Origin of the sequence: Paraburkholderia sp. RL17-383-BIF-A (genome assembly GCF_046028015.1) — a bacterium.
Classification (GTDB): domain Bacteria; phylum Pseudomonadota; class Gammaproteobacteria; order Burkholderiales; family Burkholderiaceae; genus Paraburkholderia.
The window spans coordinates 132,648-157,453 of the sequence record NZ_JARESR010000015.1 but is presented as its reverse complement, the minus strand read 5'-3'; the positions used below and the strand labels follow the sequence as shown (position 1 = coordinate 157,453).

Sequence of the window (24,806 nt, the reverse complement as noted above, 5' to 3'; positions counted from 1 at the left end):
GGAACCGGCGCGGACCCGCGGCCGTGGATGGTGCTGGAGGCCGGCTCGGGCAGGCAAAAGCAGAGAAAAGCAGGGAGAAAGCCGGCTCGAGCAGGCGAAAGCAGTACGCAAGGCGGTACGCGAAGCAGCGCGTTAGGCAACGTTCGCAGCGGCGAGCGAAACCCGGCGAATGCAGCCCAATCAACCCAGATGCACGAGGAATCGACATGCCAACCGGTACAGTGAAATGGTTCAATGACGCGAAAGGCTTTGGCTTCATCACCCCCGACGACGGCGGTGAAGATCTGTTCGCTCACTTCTCGGAAATTCGTTCCGAGGGTTTCAAGTCCTTGCAGGAAAACCAGAAGGTCAGCTTTGAAATCAAGCAGGGACCGAAGGGCAAGCAGGCGGCGGATATCAAGCCGGTCTGAACTGAAAGGCCGGTTCGCGCGTGACAGGCGCGCGGCCGGCCGGTACTTTCCTTAAGGTTTCCTTCAGCTTTGCTCCGTAGTATTTGCGCGATTACCCGCCGCCCGGTGGGCAAAAGTTCCGATTTTTTGTCGTTACTGAACAGAAAGCGCCAATACAAGGCTTGCTGGAGCATCCATGAAAACCCTGTTCTTGCAGGCGCCGTCGTACGACGGCTTCGATGGTGGCGCGGGTTCGCGCTATCAGGCCAAACGCGAAGTCCGCTCGTTCTGGTATCCGACGTGGCTTGCGCAGCCCGCGGCACTCGTGCCCGACAGCCGCGTGCTCGATGCACCGGCAGATGGTCTGTCGGTGGATCAAACGCTCGACATTGCGCAGCAATACGATCTGGTGGTGATCCACACCAGCACACCGTCCTTTCCGACCGACGCCCTGTTCGCCGAAGACCTGAAGAAGCGCAAGCCGTCGGTTTTGATCGGCATGGTGGGCGCGAAGGTCGCCGTCGATCCTCACAATTCGCTGGTTGCCACCGAGGCGATCGATTTCCTCTGCCGCGAAGAATTCGACTTCACCTGTCAGGAAGTGGCCGAAGGCAAACCGTTCTCACAGATCAAGGGTTTGAGCTATCGCGCCGCCGACGGTTCGATCGAGCACAACGAAGCGCGCCCGATCCTCGAAAACATGGACGAGCTGCCGTTCGTGGCGCCCATCTACAAGCGCGATCTGAAGATCGACAACTACTTCATCGGCTATCTGAAGCATCCGTACGTGTCGATCTACACGGGCCGCGGCTGCCGCTCGAAGTGCACGTTCTGCTTGTGGCCGCAAACCGTGGGCGGCCACCGCTACCGCACGCGCTCGGTCGAGAATGTGCTGGCCGAAGTGAAGTGGATTCGCGACAACATGCCCGAAGTGAAGGAGATCATGTTCGACGACGACACGTTCACCGATTTCAAGCCGCGCGTCGAGGAAATCGCTCGCGGTCTTGGGAAACTGGGCGTGACGTGGTCGTGCAACGCGAAGGCGAACGTGCCTTACTCGACGCTGAAGATCATGAAGGAAAACGGCCTGCGCCTGCTGCTGGTCGGCTACGAGTCCGGCGACGACCAGATTCTGCTGAACATCAAGAAGGGTCTGCGCACGGATATCGCGCGCCGTTTCAGCGACGACTGCCGCAAGCTCGGCATCAAGATTCACGGCACTTTCATTCTCGGTCTGCCCGGCGAGACGCAGGACACGATCCAGAAGACGATCGAATACGCCAAAGAGATCAATCCGCACACGATCCAGGTGTCGCTCGCCGCGCCGTATCCCGGCACCAGGCTCTACAACGAGGCCGTTGAAAACGGCTGGCTCGAAGAGAACAAGGTGATCAACCTCGTCAGCAAATCGGGCGTGCAGCTCGCGGCGATCGGCTATCCGCATCTTTCGCGCGACGAGATCTATAACCAGCTCGAACGCTTCTATAAGCATTTCTATTTCCGGCCGTCGAAGATCTGGGAAATCCTGCGCGAGATGCTGACGAGCTGGGACATGATGAAGCGGCGCTTGCGTGAAGGCGTCGAATTCTTCCGTTTCCTGCGCGCCCGCCAGGCGTGAGCGCCGCGCATCTGGCCGCCGTCACGCTCGCCTGCGCGTGCGCGGCGGGCGCGGTCCTCGGCATCGGCTACACCGCGCTCGCCGGTGTGCTGATCGGACGGTTCTTCAAACGCGCGGTGTCCGAGCCGACCGACTTCGTGCCGGTCACCATCGTCAAACCGCTGCACGGCAACGAGTGGGCGCTGCTCGACAATCTCTCGAGCTTCTGCCGGCAGAACTATCCGGGGCCCGTGCAGTTTCTGTTCGGCGTGCACGACTCCGCCGATCCCGCGCTGCAAGCCGTCGACGAATTGCGGCGCCTGCATCCCGAAGCGGACATCACCGTAGTGGCCGATGCGCGCCTCTATGGGCCGAACCGCAAGATCAGCAACATCCTCAATATGCTGCCGCAAGCGCGGCACGACGTGCTCGTCTTCGCCGACAGCGACGTGAGCGTCGGAGCGGACTATCTGCGCCACGTGATCGGCGAACTGCAGAAGCCCGGCGTGGGGCTCGTCACCTGCGCGTATCGCGGACAGCCCGATCCCGGTTTCTGGCCGCGCCTGTCGGCCAAGGCGACCAACTATCAGTTCCTGCCAGGCGTCGTGACGGGCCTCGCGCTCGGGCTCGCGCGCCCGTGCTTCGGCCAGACGATCGCGATGCGGCGCGATACGCTCGACAACATCGGCGGCCTGACGCCGTTCGTGCGGCATCTGGCGGAAGATCACGCAATCGGTGAAGCGGTGCGGCTGACCGGCGAGAAGGTGGTGATTCCGCCGTTCACCATCTCGCATGCCTGTGTCGAATCGAGCGCGGCACAGTTGATCGAGCACGAGTTGCGCTGGAGCCGCACGATCCGCCGCATCGATCCGCTCGGCCATCTTGGCTCGGCACTCGTTCATCCGTTCGCGTTCGCATTGCTCGCGGTTATCTTCTCGGCGGGCGGCTGGTGGGCGTGGTCGCTCGCGTTGGCCGCCGTCGGCGCGCGGCTCGCCCTGAAGCTGCTGTCCGATCGCGCGTTGAAGCAGGCGCATCGTGACCTGTGGCTGCTGCCAATATGGGATATCGTATCGTTTGCGATTTTCGTCGCGAGCTTCTGGTCGTCGCGCGTGATCTGGCGAGGCTTCAGCTTCAAGGTGGACGGCGACGGCCTGTTGTCGGCGGCGCAGGACGAATGACGGACGAAGGGCAGCCTGGATCGGCAATGATGAGTCGTATTTTCGAAGCAGCTTTCAAACGCGAGGCAACGCGCCTGAAGCGCGCGCACGAGGTGGGCGCGTGATGAAACACCTCGGCCGCGTCGCCGCGCTAGTTGGCCTGCTGGTCTCGCTCTGGCTCGTCTGGCAGGATAATCCCGCCGCCGTGCTCGGCGCGCTGCGCGCGGCCGGCGTGGGACTGCTGCTGGCCGCGCTCGCCCACGTGCTGCCGATGCTCGCCAATGCCTGCGACTGGCGTTCGTTGATTCGCGGCGCGAACCGTCCGGGCGTGTTTCAGATGCTGCACCTCGTGTGGGTGCGCGAATCGGTCAACAGCATGCTGCCGGTGGCGCGCATCGGCGGCGAAGTAGTGTCGTTTCGCATGCTCAGGCGTTGGGGCGTGCGGCCGTCCACGGCGGTGGGCAGCATCATCGTCGACATGCAGCTCACGGTGATCAGCCAGTTGCTCTTCACGATGGTCGGCATCGGCTTCCTGTTCGCGCATGCGCATTCCGATACGCTGCGGCTCGCCGGACAACTGGCATGGGGCGTGGTGGTGCTCACGCCGCTCCTCGTGCTGTTCTCGCTTGTGCAGCACGCCAGTCCGTTCGAGCGCATCACGCGCACACTCAATCATATGACGAGCGGCAAGCTCGCCGCGCTGGTCGGACAGTCGGCGCAGATCGATCAGGCCATCAAGCTGATCTGGCGCAGGCGTGGCGTGGTGTTGCGTTATCTGTTTTTCTGGCAACCGTTGCAGTGTTTCCTCACGTCGCTGGAAATCTGGCTCGCGCTGTACTTTCTCGGCGTGCACGTCACGCTCGTCGAAGCGGTGGTGATCGAATCGCTGATCCAGGCGATCAGCAGCGCGGCCTTCTTCGTGCCGGGCGGGCTCGGCGTGCAGGAGGGCGGCTTCATTCTGATCGGCGGCGCGCTTGGCCTCGATCCCTCCACCTGTCTCGCGCTGGCCGGCGCACGGCGCATTCGCGACCTCGTGATGTTCGTGCCGGGGCTGATTGCGTGGCAGTTCGCGGAGTCGTCGAATCGGGCGCCGCAGCGAGCCTTCGAGCGCGCACCATAGCGAGACGAACGGACAGGACACGCGGACGGCGTGGCGCGTATAGCGAGCAACTGCGGGTGAGGGGGAGGGCGCGCCGTCAGTTCGCGTCGCGATCTTCTCAGCTCACCTGAGCATAGGCGGGAAACGACACCTCGACCGTGAGGCCTCGTTCGCCAATGCCCGCACCCAGACGCAGGCTCGCGCCGAAGTGCTCCGCGATTCGCGCGACGATCGACAGCCCCAGCCCGCTGCCGGTGGCCTGATTGCCGGTCGCGCGAAAGAAACGATTCGTCAGACGGTCGAGATCGTCGGGCGCGACGCCGGGGCCGTCGTCGCGTACGCTCACCTGCACGCGGTCTTCGGCGTGCTGCACGGCCACTTCTATGTTGCCGCCGGCTCGGCCGTACTTGATCGCGTTATCGAGCAGATTGTCGAGCAGGATGCCGATCAGCACGGGCTCCGCGTTGATCTCGGCGCGCATGTCGCCCTTGAGCATGACGTGAATGTTTTTCTGCTGGGCGTTGCGCTCGTTGGCGAGCAGCGCGTCTTTTGCCACCACGGCGGGTTTGAGCGGCGCCGTCGACATGGTTTCGTGCGCGTCCAGACGCGCGAGCAGCAGCAATTGCTCCGCGAGCCGCGCGCTGCGATCGACGCCTTGCACCACGCGTTCCATTGCCAGCCGTTGCCGCGCCCCGTCCGTTTCGGCCAGTGCGACCTGTGCCTGCACCTTGATCGCGGCCAGCGGCGTTTTCAGTTCATGAGAGGCGTCGGCGGTGAACGCGCGCTCGCGCTCCAGCGAGTGCAGCAAACGCGACAGCAGCAGATTGATCGCATCGACGAGCGGTCGCACCTCGGTCGGCGCGCGGCCGATATCGACCGGTTCCAGCCGGTTCACGCCGCGCGTACGGATCGCACCCGAGAGCACCCGGAGCGGCGCGAGGCTCCAGCCGATGCTGAACCACACCAGCACCGCCAGCACCGGCAGCGCGATCAACGTGGGGCGGGCGATCCGGCTCGCGACGCCGCTCACCAGGTCGCTGCGCGTGTTGGCCGGTTCGAAGACGCGCACGGTGTGGCCGAGCAGCGTGTCGCGCAAGGTGAACGAGTGATACATCTGGCCGCCGAGCGTGATGTCCCGCGCGCCGCTCGCGCCCGGCACCGGAAGATCCCATGCGTTGAGCGCGCGCAGTTGCGGGCTGCCCGCCAGCACTTCGCCGTTCGCGCCGCGCACCTGAAAGAGTGCGTCGCGGGGCAGCGAATCGTCGTCGTCACTGTCGTTGGCGCCGGGATCACCGCCTTTTTCTTCTTCGCGCACGTCGATGCGGGCGTTGGCGAGCGTGGTCAGATTGCGCTCATCGAGCAGCGCGAGAATCTGCGCGAGTTCGGCGAGCCGCGCCCCTTCCCATTCGCTCACTTCGCGGACGGCCTGGCGATAGCTGGACACGAGCGCAATGCCCCACATCAGCACGATGCTCGCGAGAACCAGCAGCACGAGCCGCCGGCGGATCGACGCGCCCATCATTCTTTCTCCACCACGTAGCCGATATTGCGCACCGTCTTGATCAGCTTCGCGCCGAGCTTCTTGCGCAGATTGGACACGTGCACCTCGATCGCGTTGCTCTCGATTTCTTCCTGCCAACCATACAGGCTTTCTTCAAGACGCGAGCGCGACTGCGGTATGCCCTGGTTGGTCAGCAACTGCATCAGGATGGCCCATTCGCGCGAGGTGAGCGGCACGCGTTTCGCGCCCACTTCGACGGTTTGAGCGGCCGGATTGACCGTCAGGTCCTGATAGCGGATCTGCTCGACGCTGCGGCCTTGCGCGCGGCGCAGCAGAGCCCGGCAGCGCGCGATCAGCTCGGTCAGGTCGAAAGGCTTGCCGACGTAGTCGTCGGCACCCGCTTCGAGGCCATCGACCCGGTCGACCACCGTGCCCCGCGCGGTCAACACCAGCACCGGCACGTGCTTGCCCGAATCGCGCAGCCGTTTGAGCAGATCCATGCCCGATACGCGCGGTAACCCGAGATCGAGCACCACCAGCGCGTACGCGGTCGTGTCGAGCGCGAGACCGGCCTTGTGGCCGTCGCGGGCCCAGTCGACCGTGAAGCCGGCTTGACGCAGTCCTGCTTCGACACCGCAGCCGATCAGATCGTCGTCTTCTACGAGGAGTACGCGCATGGGTCCATTCATTCCATTCGATGTTTTTTGCATGGCGGCCGGCAGGTCAGGTGTCGAACCGCAGCCCGAAGTTTAACCATGCTGTTCATAACACGCTTTATACGCCTTCTTCCTTAAGGTTTCCTTCAGCTTGAATCGCTACTATCGGCCATCAACAGATCCTTGCTGCGGCGCCATTGCAAGCACGCGGTCTCGCGTCTGTTGCAACGTCTTTGCAGTTCAATCGTAGGCATCTCGATGGAATGGACGGTCGGCCGTTTTTCGGGCCGACGGGTCGCGCCGAGGCAAGGCGCCGTGCATTTCGTCAGGCAACGAGACCGAGTCATGAAGCCAGTCACCGTCGATATGCTGCGCGCCCACCTGCTGGTGGCTTCGCTCACGGCCATGGGCGCGGAGTTGCTCGTGTGTCTCGGGCTGCTGGTGTGGCCGGTTTCCGAGCACGCCTTCGGTTCCACGCCGTTCCGGCTATTGGCCGTGGCGGTGATTCTCAGCGGTGTGATCGTCACGCGCCAGTTCGCGCACGCCGCCTTCGACTTCGCTCTGCAGGGTCGCTACGCCACAGGCACCGGCCGGCCCGCACGGTCTGTCGCGGTCGCCTCGAACTGTCCGCGGCGCTGGCTCGTGATTCTTCATCTGCGCCTGACCGGCAGACCGTTCGTGCTCGCCGAGCATTGACGGAATGGAACGATGGCGGCGCACGCATTAACAGCATGCCAATGGGTTCTGCTCGGCGCAAGCGTCGGCGCCTCGCTGTACGCGCTGCTGGCGGCTGTTGCGATGCCGTTTTTTGCCTCTCGCCGGCGCGTAGCGAGTAGTCCTGCTCAAGGCGCTTCGCGCAACTCGCATCCGGTATATTCCTTCAAACATGTCGGGGTTAGCGTGCTCAAGCCGCTGTGCGGCGCAGAGCCACGGCTCTACGAAAATCTGCGGACCTTCTGCGAGCAGCGCCATGGATACTTCCAGCTGGTGCTCGGCGTGTCCTCGCCCGACGACCCGGCCATTGCCGTGGTTCGCCGGCTTCAGGCGGCCTATCCATTGCACGACATCGAACTCGCGATCGATACGCGCGTGCACGGCAGCAATCTCAAGGTCAGCAATCTGATCAACATGGCGGAGCGGGCCCGCCATGACGTGATCGTGATCGCCGATAGCGACATTGCCGTCGAAGACCATTATCTCGACAGCGTGGCAGCCCCGCTCGCGGATCCGCGCGTGGGCGTGGTCACGTGTCTTTACGTGGCCCAAGGTGTCGGCGGTTTCTGGCCGCGCGTGGGCGCGCTCTTCATCAACGAATGGTTCGCGCCGTCGGTGCGTGTCGCGCACGCGGCCGGTTCGCGCAGTTTCGGCTTCGGAGCGACACTCGCTTTGCGGCGCGCGACGCTCAAGCGCATCGGCGGTTTCGAGGCGCTGAAAAACTGTCTCGCGGACGATTACTGGCTGGCCGAACACGTGCGCGCCCTCGGGCTGCAAACCGTACTCTCGCGCGTGATCGTGGCCACCGACGTGATCGAGCCGACGTTCTCCGCCCTGTGGCAGCGCGAAACGCGCTGGCTGCGCACGATCCGCTCGGTGAACCCGCTCGGCTTCGCGTTCCTCTTCATCACCTTTCCCACGCCCTGGCTGCTGACCGGCGCGTGGCTCACCGCCAGCCTTGCGAGTACCTCCCACGCGGTCCACGTGGGGGCGGCGCTCACGTGCGCAACCAGCACGACGATCGGCCTCGCTGCCCGTCTGCTGTTGCATTGGCGCTCCGCGCGTCATGGGCGTACTTTCTGGCGTGATCTGCCGCTCGTGCCCTTGCGCGATGCCTTGCTGGCGTTGCAGTGGCTGGCCGGCGCGTTCGGCTCGCACGTGGTGTGGCGCGGTGCGCGCGTGCCCGTCGAGACTTCCACGTCGAGGGCGGCACGCGGCGGCGCGATGAACGTGATGGATGTCGCGGAGGCGTCCGATGGTCGCTAAGCCGCGCGGACTCATCGTGACCGCCGACGATTTCGGACTGCACGCGCGCGTGAACGAGGCGGTCGAGCGCGCGCATCGCGACGGCGTGCTCAGCGCCGCGAGCCTGATGGTCGGCGCGCCGGCCGCCGGCGACGCGGTGGCGCGCGCCCGTGCGTTGCCGCAACTGCGGGTCGGTTTGCATCTGGTGCTGGCTGACGGCGTCGCGAGCGCGCCGCGCGAGCGGATTGCGGCTTTGGTCGACGAACATGGCCGCTTTGGCAGCAACATGGTGTGGGACGGCGTGAGGTTCTTTTTCTTGCCGCACGTGCGCAAGCAGCTTGCGCGGGAAGTTCGCGCGCAGTTCGAGGCCTTCGCGAACACCGGTCTGACGCTCGATCATGTCAACACCCACAAGCACTTTCATTTGCACCCGACGGTGCTCGGGCTAATTCTGGACATCGGCCGCGAATACGGAATGAAGGCCATGCGCTTGCCGTTCGAAGCGAATGCGCCGCCATGGTTGCGGCCGTGGATCGCGCGGGTCGAGGCGCGTCTGGATCGCGCGGGCATCGCGCATAACGATTATGTGGTGGGGATCGCGGATAGCGGGCGGATGGACGAGGCGGCGTGGCTTGCGGCGCTCGCCGATCTGCCGCATGGGGTGGGGGAGATTTATTGCCATCCGGCGGTGGCGGGCGAGCGGGCGTTGAGCGACGGCATGCGCGATTACCGGCACGAGGCGGAATTGCAAGCGCTGTTGTCGGCGAAGGTTGCCATGGCGATTCGCGCGGCGGGAGTGCGGGTCGGCGGTTTTGCGGATGTGCTGGCCGGGTAGTTTTGCGGTCGGCGCCGGCACTAGAGGGCCTAATGTTTCCCGGCCGAAAGCGCCGGAGGTTTCCTGGCCGAAAGCGCCGGAGGTGGCTCGCTCGACGCATCTCCAGACGGGGGACTCAGCGTCGCGTCCAGTTCCGACGCGCTCGACACCTGGCGCAATTCATCGGCGATGATCGACACGAGCGCATCCGCCGCGGCGCTCAACGGGCGTCGCGGATGGGTCACGCACACGATATGCCGCACGATGCGCGGCGCGAGAATGGGGTAGGCGCGCAGGCTGCCCTGGCGCACCCCGCGCTGCACGGCGATACGCGGCAGAATGGTTGCGAAGTGGGTACTCTCCACCAGTTTCACGATCGTGCTCAACACGTCGATCTCGAAGCGCGGCGCGAGCAGCACGTCTTCATGCTGTGCAGCCGTATCGAGCACGCCCCGCAAGCCGTGACGCTTGGTCGGCAGCACCAGCTCCAGTTCCGGGAGTTGCGCGAGTTCGATCGCGTGCGGCAACTCGGGTCCGTGCTCGGCGCTCGTCACCAGCACCATTTCCTCGTCGAGCAAGGGCTGCGCGTCGAGTGAGAGACGTGCGCGCGGTTTGTTGATCAGCGCCGCGTCGAGCTGGCCGCCCGCCACCCAGTCGATGAAAGTCGCGCTGTAGCCGTCCGCCACGGTCACTTCGACATGGGGGTAACGCGCATGGAAACGCGACAGCGCATCGGCCAGCACGCTTTCCGTGACCGATGCGATCAGCCCGATCGACACATGCCCGGTCACCACCTCGTCGCGCTGCACGAGTTGCTGACGGGCATGCGCGAGATCGCGCATGATCGGCAGAAACAGCCGGTACATCAGCCGGCCGGCCGCTGTCGGCGCCATGCCGTGCGCGTTGCGCTCGAAGAGCTGCTGGTGCAGTTCGTCCTCGAGTTTGGCGATCTGCATGCTGAGCGCGGGCTGCACGATGTTCAGGCGTTTTGCCGCCCGCGTGACCGAACCGTCCTCGAAGAGCGCGATGAAATACTGGATTTGCCTGAGGTCCATGTTGGTATGAATAAAACATCAGCAAACGTAATGAGAACGGCGCGCCGTATCAGATGAAAACGGGAGCCGCGCGCCACCAATGCCTGCAAAGCGTGGCTGCTGCCCTCCGCCATGGTTGGCGACCCGCGCGGTGGCTCGCGGTCTCCATTGATATCCTGCCTACAATTGCCTGTCATTGGTGCTAACACGCATATCATCAGGAATGATCCAGCGCATCAATAATCAATATTAGAAGTTATAAGCCGATCTCGTTACGCTTCCGTCATCAACTGGCCGTCCGGTTCGGACATGAAGCCGGGGCACGGATGGAGACGTAAATGAATACTCGCGATGCCGCATCGCCCGGTACTTTCCACCTGACGTGGGGCCGCCCGTCCGGCGTGCTCACGCTGCGTGACTGGCTGGCGCACCTGGCGCATACAGGCCGGCTGGCCACGATCGACCAACCGGTTGCGCTCGAACACGAACTCGCCGCGATTGCGAAGTGCCTCGACGGCACGCAAGCAGCTTTCTTCACAAAGCCGGGCGCTCACGACGTGCCGGTGGTCAGCGGTTTCATGTCGCGCCGCGGCTGGATCGCCGAAGCAATGGGCGTGGCCGAGGCCGATCTGCTCGCGCGCTTTCGCGACGCGGCCGATCAACCGGTTGCCTCGAAGGAAATTCCACGCGCCGAGGCGCCCTGCCAGCAGGTCGTGCATACCAGCGGCATCGACCTTCACCAGCTGCTGCCGATTCCCACGCACAGCGAACACGACAACGGGCCGTATATCACCGCCGGTCTCGTGATTGCGCGTAATCCGCGTACCGGCGTGCAGAACGTGTCGATCAACCGCATTCAGGTGCATGGGCCGGACCGCATGGCGATCCTGCTGCTGCCGCGCCACTTGTACGCCTTCCAGAAAGCCGCGGAAGAAGCGGGTGAGGCGCTCGACGTCGCCATCGCGATCGGCGTCGATCCGCTGACCATGCTCGCCTCGCAAGCCATCTCCCCAATCGATTCCGACGAGCTCGAAATCGCCGGCGCACTGCATGGCGCGCCGCTGCCGGTGGTCAAATGCGTGAGCAACGGCGTCGACGTGCCGGCCTACGCCGAGATCGTGATAGAAGGGCGCATTCTGCCGAACGTGCGCGAACTGGAAGGCCCATTCGGCGAATTCCCGAAGTACTACAGCGCGCAGGAAGCGCGCGAGGTGATCGAAGTCACCGCGGTGACGCATCGCGAGAAGCCGATTTTTCATACGATCGTGCCGGCGGAAATGGAGCATCTGCTGCTCGGCGCGATTCCACGCGAGGCGACGCTGCTCGCGCATCTGCAGCGTAGTCATCCCAACGTGAAGGACGTGCATCTGTCCGTGGGTGGCGTGTGCCGCTATCACCTGTGGGTGCAGTTCGAGAAGAAGCGCGAAGGCGAAGCGAAGAACGTGATTCTGTGCGCATTCGGCGCGCACTACGACATCAAGCAGGTCGTGGTGGTCGACACCGATGTGGACGTGCACGATCCGGCCGAAATCGAATGGGCCATCGCCACGCGCTTCCAGGCCGACCGCGACCTCGTCGTGATCGAAGGCGCGCAAGGCTCGCCGCTCGATCCGTCCACCACCGTCGGTCAGCCCGAGGACGCGCCGCCGCATCTGCAAGGCGTGAGCGCCAAGATGGGACTCGACGCCACGCGGCCCGTGGTGTATCCGTCGCACGTGTTCACACGGGTGTGCATTCCGGGGCAGGACACGGTGAATCTGGAGACACTCGTGGCCGCCGACAACACCGCGTTCAATACGTATCTGGGTGGCGTGCATGGCTGATCACGGACACCAGCCTCAGCGCATCGTCGTGGGCATCTCCGGCGCGAGCGGCGCGCTGATCGCCGTGCGTCTGCTGGCGGCGTTGCGCCGCCTCGGCACGCACGAAACGCATCTGATCGTGTCGGCCTCCGGCGCGGTCACGGCGGCGCAGGAACTCGGCATGACGCGCGGCGACCTCGAGCGTCTCGCCGACGTGGTCTACAACGTGCGCGACATTGGCGCGGCAGTGGCGAGCGGTTCGTTCATCACGGCGGGCATGGTGATCGCGCCGTGCTCGATGAAAACGCTCGCGGGCGTGGCCAACGGTTTCGCCGACAACCTGCTCACGCGCGCCGCCGATGTGATGCTCAAGGAGCGCCGCCGGCTCGTGCTGGTCGCACGCGAAACGCCGCTCAACCTCGCGCATCTGCGCAATATGACTTCCGTCACGGAGATGGGCGGGATCGTCATGCCGCCGGTACCCGCTTTCTACGCGCATCCCAGGACGATCGAGGACGTGGTCGATCACACGGTAGGCCGTATTCTCGATCTGTTCGGGATCGAGCATCGCGAGATCGCGCAGCGTTGGAGCGGACTCGCGGACGAATTCGCGGCGCGCCGCTCTGGAGACGACGAATGAACCAGCGCGACTTGCTCCATTCGGGCGACGCGTCGACCCAGGAACGCCCCGCTGAGCCGGCGTTGGAGAATCGCCCGCAGCGGCATCTAGGCCGCCCGATGGAGCGTCTGGAGGATCCAGCGATTCTCACCGGCCGCGGCCGTTATGGCGACGACATCGGTATCCGGCTCGGCACGCTGCACGCCGCGATCTTGCGCTCGCCGCACGCGCACGCGGAACTGGTGTCGATCGATACCGAAGCCGCGTCGAAACTGCCCGGTGTGCACGCAATTCTGACCCGCGACGACCTGCGCGCCTGGTCACGGCCCTTCGTGGTCGGCGTGAAATCGCCGATGGAACAGTGGGCGCTGGCCATGGACCGCGTGCGCTATGTCGGCGAACCGGTGGCGGTGGTGCTGGCGCAATCGCGCGCGCTGGCCGAAGACGGTCTGGATCTGCTCAAGGTCGAGTACGCGATGCTCGAGCCGGTCACGTCGATCGAACAGGCGGCGAGCGATCAGTCGCCGGTCTTGCACGAGAAAGTGGGCAGCAACGTGATCAGCGACCGGCACTTCCGCTACGGCGAGCCGGAAGCCGCGTTCGAGCAAGCGCCGCATCGCGTGAAACTGGTCGCGCATTATCCGCGCAATAGCTGCGCGCCGATCGAATGCGGCGTGGTGATCGCGGAGTATCTGGCCGGCGACGAAGGCTACGACGTCACATCGAATTTCATGGGGCCGTTCTCGCTGCACGCAGTGATGGCGATGGCGCTCAACATCCCGGCCAACCGTTTGCGTCACAAGGCGCCGCGCGATTCGGGCGGCAGCTTCGGTGTGAAGCAGGCCGTGTTTCCGTACGTCGTGCTCATGTGTCTCGCCTCGCGCAAAGCGGGCGCGCCGGTGAAATGGGTCGAGGACCGGCTCGAACATCTGAGCGCGGCGACCTCGGCGACCGCGCGCGTCTCGACGCTCGAAGCCGCCGTGGAAAGCGACGGCCGCATCACGGCGCTCGCTTACGACCAGCTCGAAGATTGCGGCGGCTATTTGCGCGCGCCGGAACCGGCCACGTTCTATCGCATGCATGGCTGCTTGACCGGTGCCTATGCGATCGACAATCTGCTGGTGCGCAACCGCGTCGTGTTGACCAACAAGACGCCGACGGGTCTGGTGCGCGGCTTCGGCGGACCGCAGGTGTATTTCGCGCTCGAACGGCTGATGCAGCGCATCGCGCTTGAACTGAAGCTCGATGTGCTCGACGTGTACCGCCGCAATTTCGTCGCCGCCGATGCATTCCCATATCGTGCCGCGGCCGGCGCGCTGCTCGACTCGGGCAATTACCAGGAAGCATTGCGCCGCGCGCTCGCCGAAGGCAATTACGAAGAACTGCGCGCCCGCCGCGACGCGGCACGCCGGCAAGGGCGGCTGTACGGTATCGGCTTTGCGGCGATCGTCGAGCCGTCGGTGTCGAACATGGGCTACATCACGACCGTGATGCCCGCCGAGGCGCGCAAAAAAGCCGGGCCGAAGAGCGGCGCGATCGCGAGCGCGACCGTGAGCGTCGATCTGCTCGGCGGCGTGGTAGTGACGATTGCATCAACGCCCGCGGGCCAGGGGCATATGACGGTGTGCGCGCAAGTGGTTGCGGACGTGCTCGGCGTGTCGCCGCATGACGTCGTCGTCAATGTCGAATTCGATACGCACAAGGACGCGTGGTCGGTGGCGGCAGGCAATTATTCCAGCCGCTTCGCCGGCGCGGTGGCGGGCACGGTGCATCTCGCGGCCGTGCGCGTGCGTGACAAGATCGCGCGCATCGTGTCAAAGCAGTTGGGTTGCGCGCCGGACGAGATCCGCTTTGAAGAAGGCCGCATCTTTGCGAAGGGCGCAGAAGATCGCGCGCAGCCGTTCGGCCGTGTCGCCGCCAATGCACCCCATTGGGCGCCCGCGCTGTTGCCCGAAGGCGAAGAGCCGGGCTTGCGCGAGACGGTGTTCTGGAATCCGCCGAACATGGCCGCGCCGGACGAGAACGACCGCATCAATACGTCGGCGGCCTACGGTTTCGCTTTCGACATGTGTGGGATCGAAGTGGATCGCGCCACGGGCCGCGTGCGGATCGATCGCTACGTCACCGCGCATGACGCCGGCACGCTGCTCAATCCCGCGCTCGCCGACGGCCAGATTCGCGGCGCGTTCGCGCAAGGGCTCGGCGCGGCATTGATGGAAGAGTTTCGTTACGGCGCGGACGGCAGCTTCCAGTCGGGCACGCTCGCCGACTATCTGATGCCGACCACCTGTGAAGTGCCCGATCCGGTGATCGTGCATCTGGAAACGCCGTCGCCGTTCACGCCGCTCGGCGCGAAAGGACTCGGCGAAGGCAACAACATGAGTACGCCGCCATGCATCGCCAATGCGGTCGCGGATGCGCTCGGGGTCGACGACATTCGCTTGCCGCTGACGCCGTCGAAAGTGATGGCGCTGATCGGCATCGACGACCCGGAGCCGTCGCGTCCCGAGTTGCGTGAAGCGCGCGCGGCCAAACCGGCGACGCCGGGTGGCGGCAAGGCGCTCACCGCGCAAGGCAGCGTGGATTTGCCGGCATCGCCGGCAGCGATTTTTGCCGTGCTGCTCGATCCGAACGCGCTCGCCAAAGTGATACCCGGCTGCCATGCGCTCGAAGCCGAAGGCACGAACCAGTATCGCGCCGACGTGACGGTCGGCGTCGGGATGATCAAGGCGCGTTTCGAAGCGAAGATCGGCCTGTCGGAAATCGACGCGCCGCATCGGCTGCGTCTGGCGGGCGCGGGCATGTCGTCGCTCGGCAGCGCACGCGGCAGCGGCCTCGTCGAACTGACGCCGATCGAAAACGGCACGCGTCTTTCCTACGACTACGAAGCCCAGGTGTCGGGCAAGGTCGCGGCGGTGGGCGGACGCATGCTCGAAGGCGCGGCCAAGGTCGTGTTGCGGCAACTGTTCGAATCGCTCGGCCGTCAGGCGGCGGGCAAACCGGTTCGCACCGGCGGCTCGTGGCTCTCGCGCCTCTTGGCCCGTTTCAGGAGACAGGCATGAAACCCGCACCGTTCGATTATCTGCGCGCCATAACGACGCAGCATGCGCTCGACACCCTCGCGCAAAGCGGCGAGGACGCTCGCGTGCTGGCCGGCGGCCAGTCGCTGATGGCGGTGCTGAACATGCGGCTCGCGCAACCGCGCGTGCTGATCGACATCTCGCGCACCGACGAGCTGAACTCGGTGCGCGTCGATCACAAGGCCGGCTTGCTGATCGTCGGCGCGGCGGCGACGCAAGGCAGCGTCGAATGGCGCGCGACGCTGCGCGACGAAGTGCCGTTGCTGGCCATGGCGTTCCCGCATATCTCGCACTTCCAGATCCGCAATCGCGGCACGGTATGCGGCTCGGTCGCCCATGCCGACCCGAGCGCGGAACTGCCGCTGGTGCTGGCCGCGCTCGGCGGCGACGTGTTGCTGCGCTCGAAAAGGAAACACCGTGTGCTGCCAGCCCACGAGTTTTTCCAGGGCATGTTGATGACCGCGCGTGAGCCCGATGAGCTGGTGGAAGCCGTGCGCTTTCCGCTCAAGCGGCCGGGCGAGCGCTACGGCTTCACGGAATTCTCCGCGCGCCACGGCGACTTCGCGATGGTCGCCTGCGCGGCGGTCGTCACGAGCGATTCGATCCGCCTCGCGGTCGGCGGCGTCGCGGACCGGCCGGTGGTCGAGCAATGGCCGCGTCTGCGCGACGACGATCTGCGCAGCGCATTAAATGATTTGAGCTGGAAGCTGGGCGCGCAGGACGACGCGCATATCAGTGCGGCGTATCGCCGGCATCTGGTCCGGCAACTGGGATGGCGCGTGATCGAGGAGGCGAAGTGAGCAACACATCGAACGGCAATGTCGTGCACGTGATGCGGCAGGGCGAACGGCAATGCGTCACGCTGACGCTCAATGGCCATGAACGCAGCGGCTATTGCGAGCCGCGTGAACTGCTGTCGGATTTCATCCGTCACGAACTGGGCGCGACCGGCACGCACGTCGGCTGCGAGCACGGCGTGTGCGGCGCGTGCACGGTGCACGTGGACGGCGTGGCGGGACGCTCGTGCCTGATGCTGGCAGTGCAGGCCGACGGCCGCCGCATCGACACCGTGGAGGGACTCGCGCCCGACCTGAAGCTCGGCGATCTGCAGCAGGCGTTCCAGCGTCATCACGCGTTGCAGTGCGGCTTCTGCACGGCCGGGATACTGATGTCGTGCGCCGACTATTTGCAGCGCGTGCCCGATCCGAGCGAAGCGCAAGTGCGCGACATGCTGTCGGGCCATCTGTGCCGCTGTACGGGCTATACGCCGATCGTCGCCGCAGTGCTCGACGTGGCGGCGCGGCGCCGGCAAGGCAACCCGGCTAGTGAAACCGTGGAGGCCGCTCATGCTTGACCTCGGCCGAACTTTTCTGCAAGCCGTGGAGCGCAGCCCCAACGCGCTCGCGTTGGTCGACGGCGAACTCGCCTTGACGTATGCGCAGTGGCACCGCCTCATCCTGAAGGTTGCCGAAGGCGTGCGCTCGCTCGGTCTCGCGCATAGCGACCGCTTGCTGGTAGTGCTGCAAAACCGCTGGGAAATGGCGACCCTGCATTGGGCCTGTCAGTTCACCGGTGTGGTGATCGTGCCGTTGAACTGGCGCGCCAAACCCGATGAACTCGAGTACTGCGTGATCGATGCCGGGGTGAAGGCCATCGTCTATGAGCCGGTTAGCGCCGAGGCCGTCGCGCAAAGTCCTGCCGCGCAAGCGCTGCCGCGCATCGGTCTCGACGGCGCGCAAGGCGGCACCGCGAGCTTCGAAACGCTGATGGCGCAGAGCACGCAGAACTCGCTGAACGCCGGCCGCACCTGCGCGAATGCCGACGACTATTCGCTGATTCTCTACACGTCGGGCACCACCGGCAAGGCCAAAGGCGTGCCGCGCCGTCATCGTCATGAACGCGCCGCGGCGCTCGCACATGTCGCGCAGAATCTGTACGGACACGGCGAACGCACGCTCGGCGTGATGCCGCTTTATCACACCATGGGCGTGCGCTCGCTGCTCTCGATGGCGCTGGTGGACGGCCTGTTCGTCTGCGTGCGCCGCTGGAATGCGCGCTTCGCACTCGATGCGATCGCGCGGCACGAGCTCACCTGCCTTTATCTGGTGCCGACGCTGTATCACGATCTGCTGGCCGATGCGGCTTTTGCCGCGACGGATACGTCGACGGTGAAGAAGCTGGGTTTCGCCGGCGCGCCGATGAACGACGGTTTGCTCAAGCGCCTCTCGGCGGCGTTCGAACCCGACCTGTTCGTCAATCACTACGGCTCGTCGGAGGTCTACACCTTCAGCATCGATCAGGACGCCACGCGCAAGCCGGGCAGTGCGGGGCGCGCGGGTATCAACACGCGTTTGCGCGTCGTCACGCTCGACGCCCACACGCCCGAAGACCTCGCGCAAGTGGGCGAAGAAGGCCAGATCATCGCCGACCTGCTAGGTGACGAAGCTTTCGAAGGCTACTGGAATCGTCCCGACGCGAACGCCAGGTCGCTGCGCGACGGCTGGTACTTCACCGGCGACACCGGGTTCTTCGACACCGAAGGCGACCTGTACGTATCGGGCCGCGTCGACGACATGATCATCAGCGGCGGCGAGAACATCTCGCCGGTCGATATCGAGTCGGTGCTGTCGCTGCATCCCGCGGTCGACGAAGTCGCGGTGGCCGGCGTGAAGGACGAGCGGTGGGGCCAGCGCGTCGTCGCTTTCGTCAAACGCCGCGATTACGTCGACGCCGACACGCTCGACGCGCACTGCCGCACCTCCGAGCTCGTCAACTTCAAGCGTCCGCGCGAATACGTGTTCGTGGACGACATACCGAAGTCGCCGGTCGGCAAGATTCTGCGCCGCAAGCTGTCCGCGGGCGAATACCAGCGAGACACGCACGGCGAAGCCATTGCACCTCACACGCAAACCACCAAGGAGTAACTCATGACCGAGCTGACCCACCGCGGCCAGAGCCTGCTGCAGGATCTCGACGGCTTTTCCATCGAGATCGACGCGCAACGCGAGCGGGCCGACATCATCCTGCACCGGCCGCCGCTGAATGTGATTTCGATGCACGCGCGCGACCAGTTGCGCGCCGCTTTCGAGGCGCTCGACGAAGATCCGCGCGTGCGTGTGATCGTGGTGCGCGCCAAAGGCGAACATTTTTCGAGCGGCGGCGATATCAAGGGCTTTCTCGAAGCATCGCCCGAAACCGTGTCGAAGCTCGCCTGGAATATTGCCGCGCCCGCGCGCTGCTCGAAGCCGGTGATCGCGGCCAATCGCGGCTTCTGCTTCGGGGTGGGTTTCGAGCTGTCGCTCGCGTGCGATTTCCGCATTGCCACCGACACGACGTTCTACGCGCTGCCGGAACAGAAGCTCGGCCAGATTCCGGGGTCGGGCGGCTCGGCCCGTTTGCAGCAGATGGTCGGCATCGGCCGCACCAAGGACATCGTAATGCGCTCGCGCCGGATTCCGGGCAAGCAGGCTTACGAGTGGGGCATCGCGGTCGAATGCGTGGCCGACTCCGAACTCGAAGCGACCACCGACGCGCTGGTGGATGAACTGCGCGCGTTCTCGCCGCTCGCGCAACGCACCGCAAAGAAGCTGCTGAACGATACAGAGGACGCGCCGTTGTCGATCGCGATCGAACTAGAAGGGCACTGCTATAGCCGTTTGCGCACTTCTGATGATTTCCGCGAGGGCGTCGAGGCGTTTCATGGCAAGCGCAAGCCGGTGTTTCGCGGGAGTTGAGGCGAACGGCGGGCGTGGTTGAATTCAAATATTGCTTTGCATGGGATCGAAGTAAGCGCTAAAGCGCTAACTCCGGTCGACAGCTTTGCATGGGATCGGAGTAAGCGCTAAAGCGCTAACTCCGGTCGACAGCTTTGCATGGGATCGGAGTAAGCGCTAAAGCGCTAACTCCGGTCGACACAGGAGACAGTCGTATGGAGCGCTTCGATTACGTGATCGTCGGCGGTGGCTCGGCAGGATGCGTGCTCGCGCATCGCCTATCGGCCAATGCGTCGTTGCGCGTCGCGCTGATCGAAGCGGGCGCGGATACGCCGCCGGGCAAAGTGCCTGCGACCATCCTCGACAGCTATCCGATGCCCGTCTTCTGCGGCGACCGATACATCTGGCCGGAACTGAAAGCCAGCGCCACGCGCAACGCCGCGCCCCGCGTGTACGAGCAGGGCCGCGTGATGGGTGGCGGGTCGAGCATCAATGTGCAGTCGGCCAACCGCGGCCTGCCGCGCGACTACGACGCCTGGGCCGCCGACGGCGCGAGCGGTTGGGCATGGCAGGATGTGCTGCCGTATTTCCGCAAACTCGAACGCGATGTGAATTTCCCAGCCGGCGAACTGCACGGCAGCGACGGCCCGGTGCCGATCCGCCGCATTCTCCCGGCCTACTGGCCGGCGTTCTGCGATGCCTTTGCCAGCGGCATGCGGAAAAACGGTTTCGCGGCCTTGCAGGATCAGAACGCCGAATTCGGCGACGGCTATTTTCCCGGCGCGTTTTCGAATCTCGACGACCGGCGCGTATCGACGGCAGCCGCGTATCTGGACGAGGCGACGCGCCGGCGCCGCAATCTGCACATCTATGCGGACTTGCGCGTCGAGTCGATCGTCATGGAAGGGCGTGTGGCTCGTGGCGTGGTCGCGGTGGAACGCAGTGGTGCGCGTATCCGTTTCGACGCCAATGAGGTGGTGGTCAGCGCGGGCGCATTGCAATCCCCCGCATTGCTGATGCGGGCCGGCGTCGGCTCGAAGGCGGAACTCGACGCGCTCGGAATCGGGTGCAAAGTCGATCTGCCGGGCGTGGGCCGCAATCTGCAGGATCATCCGTCGCTCACGTTCTGTCATTTTCTCGAGCGGCGTTTTCGCATGCCGCTTGCGCGCCGCCGCGCGAGTATGACGGCAGCGCGTTTTACCTCGGGTGTCGCGGACTGCGACGAATCCGATCTGTATCTCTCGAGTGCGACGCGTGCTGCATGGCACGCGCTCGGCAATCGGCTTGGATTGTTTTTTCTCTGGTGCAACCGGCCTTATTCGCGCGGCCGTGTGCAACTCGTATCCGCTGATCCGGCGGTGGCGCCGCGGGTCGATCTGAATCTGCTCGACGATCCGCGCGATCTCGCGCGCCTCGCATACGGCGTGCGGATGCTCGCGAAAATCGTCGAAGCTTCGGGTCTCGGCGACAACCCGCGCGACTTTTTTCCGGCCGCGTTCTCACCGCGGGTGAAAGCGCTGAGCCGCGTCAGCAAGGGTAATGCGATGCTGACTTCGCTGCTCGGCGCGTTGCTCGATACGCCCGCGCCAATGCGGCGTCTGTTGATAGAACGTTTCTTCACGCGCGGCCAGCGCATGTCCGCGCTGCTCGCCGAGCCAGCCGCGCTCGACGACTTCATCCGCGCCAACGTGTTCGGTGTCTGGCATGCGAGCGGGACTTGCCGGATGGGCAGCGCGCACGACGTCATGGCGGTCACCGACACGTCGGGCAGCGTGCACGGCGCGCAGGGCCTGCGCGTCGTCGACGCCTCGCTGATGCCGCGGCTGCCCTCGGCGAACACGAATATCCCGACCATCATGATGGCCGAAAAAATCGCCGACGCGATGCTCGTGCGGCGCGCGGCTTGTGCTGGATCGAATACGGCGCCGCTCACCGCGGCCTCGTCATAAGGTTTTTTAACACCACCAAGAGCACGCGCAAAAGAGCGTGCCTCAAACGCGGACGATCGAAAGACGGCCCGCAGATAGTCAAGGAGATGACGATGTCCGTAGCAGCGCAAAATGGCGCCGCCTTGCCCGCGGTAGATCAGCGGCAAGTGATGGGTGCGGTAATGGCCTCGTGCCTCGGCTGGGCACTGGATCTGTTCGATCTGTTCGTGTTGTTGTTCGTCGCGCCGGTGGTCGGCCGGCTGTTCTTCCCTTCCGAGCACGCGATGCTCTCGCTCGCCGCGGTCTATGCGTCGTTTGCCGTGACGCTGCTGATGCGCCCGCTCGGTTCGGCATGGTTCGGCTCGTACGCGGATCGCCATGGACGCAAGGGCGCGATGATCATCGCGGTGGTCGGCGTGGGGCTTTCCACGGCCGCCTTCGGCCTGCTGCCGACCGTCGCGCAGGTCGGCCTCGTCGCGCCGATCCTGTTCCTCATGCTGCGGCTCGTGCAGGGCGTGTTCGTGGGCGGTGTGGTGGCCTCGACGCATACCATCGGCACCGAATCGGTCGCGCCGAAGTATCGCGGCGCGGTGTCGGGGCTGATCGGCGGCGGGGGAGCCGGCCTCGGCGCGTTGCTTGCCTCGCTCACCTATCTGGCGATGTCGGCGCTGTTCCCCGGCGCGGCGTTCGAGGTATGGGGCTGGCGCTGCATGTTCTTCACCGGCATCATCAGCTCGGTGCTTGGCCTGTTCGTCTTCAGCAGTCTGGAAGAATCGCCGCTGTGGAAAAAGCTCGCCGCCGAAAAGGCCGCCAAGGCCGCGGCGCAGAGGCTCGACGCGCCGGTCGAAATCGTCCGCTCGCCGGTGCGCACACTGTTTTCCCGCGACTATCGCTCGATCCTGTTCGTCAATCTGCTGCTCACCGTCGGCGGCGGCAGCGGCTATTACCTGACCTCGGGTTATCTGCCGACCTTTCTCAAGGTGGTGAGCCATGCGCCGAACGGCGCCGCGGCGGCGATCCTGCTGATCTGCAGCGTGGCGGTGGTGATCGCGTCGGTGGCGGCGGGGCATCTGAGCACGTTCATCGGCCGCAAGAGCGCTTTCATCTGGCTCGGCGTGATTCGCCTGTTCGCGTTGCCCGCGCTGTTCCTGCTGTTGCCCACGGCACAAAGCATCACCATGATCGGCGTGTACGCGGTGATTCTCAGCGCGCTCGGCAGCGCGGGCTATGCGCCGATCCTGATCTTCCTGAACGAACGGTTCCCGACCGCGATTCGCGCGACCGGCACCGGGCTTTCGTGGAACATCGGCTTCGCCATCGGCGGAATGATGCCGACCGCCGTCTCGCTGGTCGCAAAAGACGCCAGCGAGTTGCCGATGACGCTGGCGATCTTCGTCGCGGCAATCAGCGTGATTTTCCTGATCGGCGCGTTCGTCGTGCCGGAGACGCTCGGCCGGCTCGAACAGAGCGCGGCGCGCGACGCGGTCTAGCTCGCGGACGGGTCGGCGGGCACGCCCGTCGTCACGCGCCGGATCTCCTCGCCGATGATCTCGATCAGCGCGTGCGCCGCGGGCCCGATCGGCCGCTTCGGATGGCTCACGCGGATGATGTGCCGGATGATCGGCGGCGACGTGATGGTGCGCGCACACAGCACGCCTTCGTCGACCTTGCGCTGAACCACCACGCGCGGCAGGATCGTCGCGACGCTGCTCTGTTCGACGAACTGCACGATGGTGTTCAGCAGATCGATCTCGAACTTCGGTTTGATGACCACGTCTTCGGCCAGCAGCGCCGCGTCCAGCACGCCGCGCAGGCCGTTGCGGCGGGTCGGCAGCACCAGTTCGATGCCGGCCAGCTGCGCGAGACCGATGGCCGACGGCAGCTCGGGGCCGAACGCGGCGCTCGTCACCAGCACCATTTCCTCGTCGATCAGCGGCACCACGTCGAGCGTGAGGCGCCCGCGCGGCTTGTTGATGATGGCCGCATCCAGCCGGCCGGCTTCGACCGCGTAGATCAATTGCGCGCTGAAGCCGTCGGCGACCGACACTTCGACCTGCGGGAACATCGCATTGAACCTGGCGAGCGACTCCGGCAGCACGCTTTCCGCCTCCGACGACACCATGCCGAGCGACACGCGCCCCGTCACGATCGCGTCCTGCCGGCTCAACTGGTCGCGCGCCCGTTCGATGTCGCGCATGATCGGCGTGTACAAGCGGTACATCTGGCGCGCCCCGTCGGTTGGCGTCATGCCGTGCGGGCCGCGTTCGAACAGTTTCTGGCGCAATTCGGTTTCGAGCTTCGAAATCTGCATGCTGAGCGCCGGTTGCACGATATTGAGCCGCTTCGCCGCGCGCGTGACGGAGCCGTCTTCGAAAAGCGCGATGAAATACTGGATTTGCTTGAGGTCCATGAAGCGCAGAGGCGGGAAGGGGCGAGATATTGGCGCAAAGCGATTGGCGCAAAGCGCCTCAAACATCGAGTTTAACCGCACCGCGCGGCGCGGCTCGCGGCATCGTCACGAACGGCTTTCCTTACGCTGCTACAATCTCGTCTTTCTCGATCGATTGTGCGCTATGGGTTTCGAACAACTCGCTGAACTGAAGAAGCAATTGGCCGCGGCTCGCCGCGAGGCTGCGCCTGCCGCGAAATCCGGCGCCAAGCCTGCTTCGAAGGACGCTGCCAGGCCGGCTAAGGAGGCTTCCAAGCCCGCTGCCAAAGACGCGTCCAAGCCGGGCGCGAGGCCTGCCCGCAAGCCCGCGCCGCCGCGCCGTGCCGCGCCCGCAGCCGCTCCCGGCGACAGGCCGGCTGCAGAGGCCAGGCCGGCGGTGGACGCAAAGCCGGTGGACCCGGTGGTGAAATCGATCGGGCGGCTGCAGAAGCGCTTTCCCGTTGCTTTCCCCAAGAATCCGGCGCCCAAGCTGCCGCTCAAGGTCGGTATTTTTGAAGATCTGATGGTGCATGCGAAGGAACTGTCGCTGAGCGAAGCCGAATTGCGTGATGCGATCAAGACATGGTGCCGTGGCAGCCGTTATTGGAAATGTCTCGTCGAAGGCGCGGCTCGCGTCGATCTGACGGGCGCCGAGGCAGGCAAGGTCACCGCGCAGGAAGCCTCCGGCGCGCAGCGTCTGCAGGCGCATCGGGCGGGCAAGGGCGCGCCGAAGACGGCCGGCGCGGCGAATGCGAATGCAAACGCAACTGGCGAGGCATCGGCGGAAGCGGGCGCGGCGGACACCGTCGAGGCAGCCGGGGCCGAATCCCAGCCGGTGAACGTTTCCGCCGACGCAGCGAACGGAACGCAAGCCGCCGCGGGTTCGCAGGACGGCGCGGCGCAGACGCCCGCCGCTGCTGAAACGGTGCAGGAACCGGCCCACGCAAGTCCCGACGCGAGCGCCGACCAGGCCGCTACGGAACCGGCCAGCACGCCGGCCACCCGCGAAGCGTAAAACCCGCCACCCCGC

At 65.1% G+C, this 24,806-nt stretch carries 21 protein-coding genes; 17 read left to right on the top strand and 4 right to left on the bottom strand.

Annotated features, from left to right (window positions below; all coding sequences use genetic code 11):
- The first annotated feature begins 206 nt into the window (after positions 1 to 206).
- From P0D71_RS19010 to P0D71_RS18995, 4 genes are all read left to right on the top strand, one after another.
- Positions 207 to 410 carry a cold-shock protein gene (locus P0D71_RS19010; protein WP_007181784.1) on the top strand — a complete coding sequence of 68 codons (204 nt, stop codon included), beginning with the start codon at positions 207 to 209 and terminating at the stop codon, positions 408 to 410.
- A gap of 175 nt (positions 411 to 585) precedes the next feature.
- Positions 586 to 2,007 (top strand): hopanoid biosynthesis associated radical SAM protein HpnJ, encoded by a 1,422-nt coding sequence (hpnJ, locus tag P0D71_RS19005; protein ID WP_408298112.1) that lies wholly within the window; start codon positions 586 to 588, stop codon positions 2,005 to 2,007.
- Positions 2,004 to 3,164: a bacteriohopanetetrol glucosamine biosynthesis glycosyltransferase HpnI gene (hpnI, locus tag P0D71_RS19000; protein ID WP_091793839.1), complete on the top strand. Its 1,161-nt coding sequence runs from the start codon at positions 2,004 to 2,006 to the stop codon at positions 3,162 to 3,164. The genes hpnJ and hpnI (P0D71_RS19000) overlap by 4 nt, the downstream gene beginning before the upstream one ends.
- A gap of 103 nt (positions 3,165 to 3,267) precedes the next feature.
- Positions 3,268 to 4,263, top strand: coding sequence for a flippase-like domain-containing protein (locus P0D71_RS18995; RefSeq protein WP_408481585.1), 996 nt, complete (start codon positions 3,268 to 3,270; stop codon positions 4,261 to 4,263).
- 97 nt (positions 4,264 to 4,360) lie between these two features.
- Here the strand turns inward: P0D71_RS18995 and P0D71_RS18990 are convergent, their stop codons facing one another.
- Together P0D71_RS18990 and P0D71_RS18985 are read right to left on the bottom strand one after the other, a co-directional pair.
- Positions 4,361 to 5,764 carry an ATP-binding protein gene (locus P0D71_RS18990; RefSeq protein ID WP_408481564.1) on the bottom strand — a complete coding sequence of 468 codons (1,404 nt, stop codon included), beginning with the start codon at positions 5,762 to 5,764 and terminating at the stop codon, positions 4,361 to 4,363.
- Positions 5,761 to 6,420, bottom strand: a complete 660-nt coding sequence (locus tag P0D71_RS18985) for a response regulator (RefSeq protein ID WP_091793845.1) — start codon at positions 6,418 to 6,420, stop codon at positions 5,761 to 5,763. Before P0D71_RS18985 ends, P0D71_RS18990 begins: the two co-directional genes overlap by 4 nt.
- Positions 6,421 to 6,744: 324 nt before the next feature.
- Between P0D71_RS18985 and P0D71_RS18980 the strand changes: the two genes are divergently transcribed.
- Genes P0D71_RS18980 through hpnK form a run of 3 tightly spaced genes read left to right on the top strand, consistent with a single transcriptional unit; the run spans position 6,745 to position 9,193 of the window.
- On the top strand, positions 6,745 to 7,095 hold the full coding sequence (locus P0D71_RS18980; protein WP_408481562.1) for a hypothetical protein: 351 nt from the start codon (positions 6,745 to 6,747) through the stop codon (positions 7,093 to 7,095).
- Positions 7,096 to 7,107: 12 nt separating this feature from the next.
- Positions 7,108 to 8,379: a bacteriohopanetetrol glucosamine biosynthesis glycosyltransferase HpnI gene (hpnI, locus tag P0D71_RS18975; protein ID WP_408481560.1), complete on the top strand. Its 1,272-nt coding sequence runs from the start codon at positions 7,108 to 7,110 to the stop codon at positions 8,377 to 8,379.
- Positions 8,369 to 9,193: a hopanoid biosynthesis-associated protein HpnK gene (gene hpnK / locus P0D71_RS18970; protein ID WP_408481558.1), complete on the top strand. Its 825-nt coding sequence runs from the start codon at positions 8,369 to 8,371 to the stop codon at positions 9,191 to 9,193. Before hpnI (P0D71_RS18975) ends, hpnK begins: the two co-directional genes overlap by 11 nt.
- Positions 9,194 to 9,222: 29 nt before the next feature.
- Here the strand turns inward: hpnK and P0D71_RS18965 are convergent, their stop codons facing one another.
- Positions 9,223 to 10,227 (bottom strand): LysR family transcriptional regulator, encoded by a 1,005-nt coding sequence (locus P0D71_RS18965; protein WP_408481557.1) that lies wholly within the window; start codon positions 10,225 to 10,227, stop codon positions 9,223 to 9,225.
- Between the two features lie 317 nt (positions 10,228 to 10,544).
- Here P0D71_RS18965 and P0D71_RS18960 point away from each other — a divergent pair, with 317 nt between their 5' ends.
- From P0D71_RS18960 to P0D71_RS18920, 9 genes are all read left to right on the top strand, one after another.
- A complete protein-coding gene (locus P0D71_RS18960) occupies positions 10,545 to 12,029 on the top strand; it encodes a UbiD family decarboxylase (protein ID WP_408481555.1) in 1,485 nt (494 codons plus the stop codon).
- Complete coding sequence (locus tag P0D71_RS18955; protein ID WP_408481554.1) at positions 12,022 to 12,648, top strand: UbiX family flavin prenyltransferase; 627 nt, start codon at positions 12,022 to 12,024, stop codon at positions 12,646 to 12,648. The genes P0D71_RS18960 and P0D71_RS18955 overlap by 8 nt, the downstream gene beginning before the upstream one ends.
- Complete coding sequence (locus P0D71_RS18950) at positions 12,645 to 15,689, top strand: xanthine dehydrogenase family protein molybdopterin-binding subunit (protein ID WP_408481552.1); 3,045 nt, start codon at positions 12,645 to 12,647, stop codon at positions 15,687 to 15,689. The genes P0D71_RS18955 and P0D71_RS18950 overlap by 4 nt, the downstream gene beginning before the upstream one ends.
- The gene (locus P0D71_RS18945; protein WP_408481551.1) at positions 15,686 to 16,507 is read left to right on the top strand and encodes an FAD binding domain-containing protein; all 822 of its coding nucleotides are present in this window, start codon (positions 15,686 to 15,688) and stop codon (positions 16,505 to 16,507) included. The genes P0D71_RS18950 and P0D71_RS18945 overlap by 4 nt, the downstream gene beginning before the upstream one ends.
- Positions 16,480 to 17,061, top strand: coding sequence for a (2Fe-2S)-binding protein (locus P0D71_RS18940; protein WP_408186653.1), 582 nt, complete (start codon positions 16,480 to 16,482; stop codon positions 17,059 to 17,061). The genes P0D71_RS18945 and P0D71_RS18940 overlap by 28 nt, the downstream gene beginning before the upstream one ends.
- The gene (locus P0D71_RS18935) at positions 17,054 to 18,631 is read left to right on the top strand and encodes an AMP-binding protein (protein WP_408481549.1); all 1,578 of its coding nucleotides are present in this window, start codon (positions 17,054 to 17,056) and stop codon (positions 18,629 to 18,631) included. The genes P0D71_RS18940 and P0D71_RS18935 overlap by 8 nt, the downstream gene beginning before the upstream one ends.
- A 3-nt stretch (positions 18,632 to 18,634) precedes the next feature.
- Positions 18,635 to 19,441 carry an enoyl-CoA hydratase/isomerase family protein gene (locus P0D71_RS18930; protein WP_408350957.1) on the top strand — a complete coding sequence of 269 codons (807 nt, stop codon included), beginning with the start codon at positions 18,635 to 18,637 and terminating at the stop codon, positions 19,439 to 19,441.
- A gap of 194 nt (positions 19,442 to 19,635) precedes the next feature.
- A complete protein-coding gene (locus P0D71_RS18925; RefSeq protein ID WP_408481547.1) occupies positions 19,636 to 21,369 on the top strand; it encodes a GMC family oxidoreductase in 1,734 nt (577 codons plus the stop codon).
- A gap of 92 nt (positions 21,370 to 21,461) precedes the next feature.
- Positions 21,462 to 22,838: an MFS transporter gene (locus P0D71_RS18920; protein WP_408481545.1), complete on the top strand. Its 1,377-nt coding sequence runs from the start codon at positions 21,462 to 21,464 to the stop codon at positions 22,836 to 22,838.
- Here the strand turns inward: P0D71_RS18920 and P0D71_RS18915 are convergent.
- Positions 22,835 to 23,758 carry a LysR family transcriptional regulator gene (locus P0D71_RS18915; protein WP_408481543.1) on the bottom strand — a complete coding sequence of 308 codons (924 nt, stop codon included), beginning with the start codon at positions 23,756 to 23,758 and terminating at the stop codon, positions 22,835 to 22,837. The genes P0D71_RS18920 and P0D71_RS18915 overlap by 4 nt on opposite strands.
- A 163-nt stretch (positions 23,759 to 23,921) precedes the next feature.
- On the opposite strand from P0D71_RS18915, the gene P0D71_RS18910 reads away from it, so the two are divergent.
- Entirely contained in the window at positions 23,922 to 24,791 is an 870-nt protein-coding gene (locus tag P0D71_RS18910) for a ProQ/FinO family protein (protein WP_408481542.1), read from the top strand.
- The last annotated feature ends 15 nt before the right edge of the window (positions 24,792 to 24,806 follow it).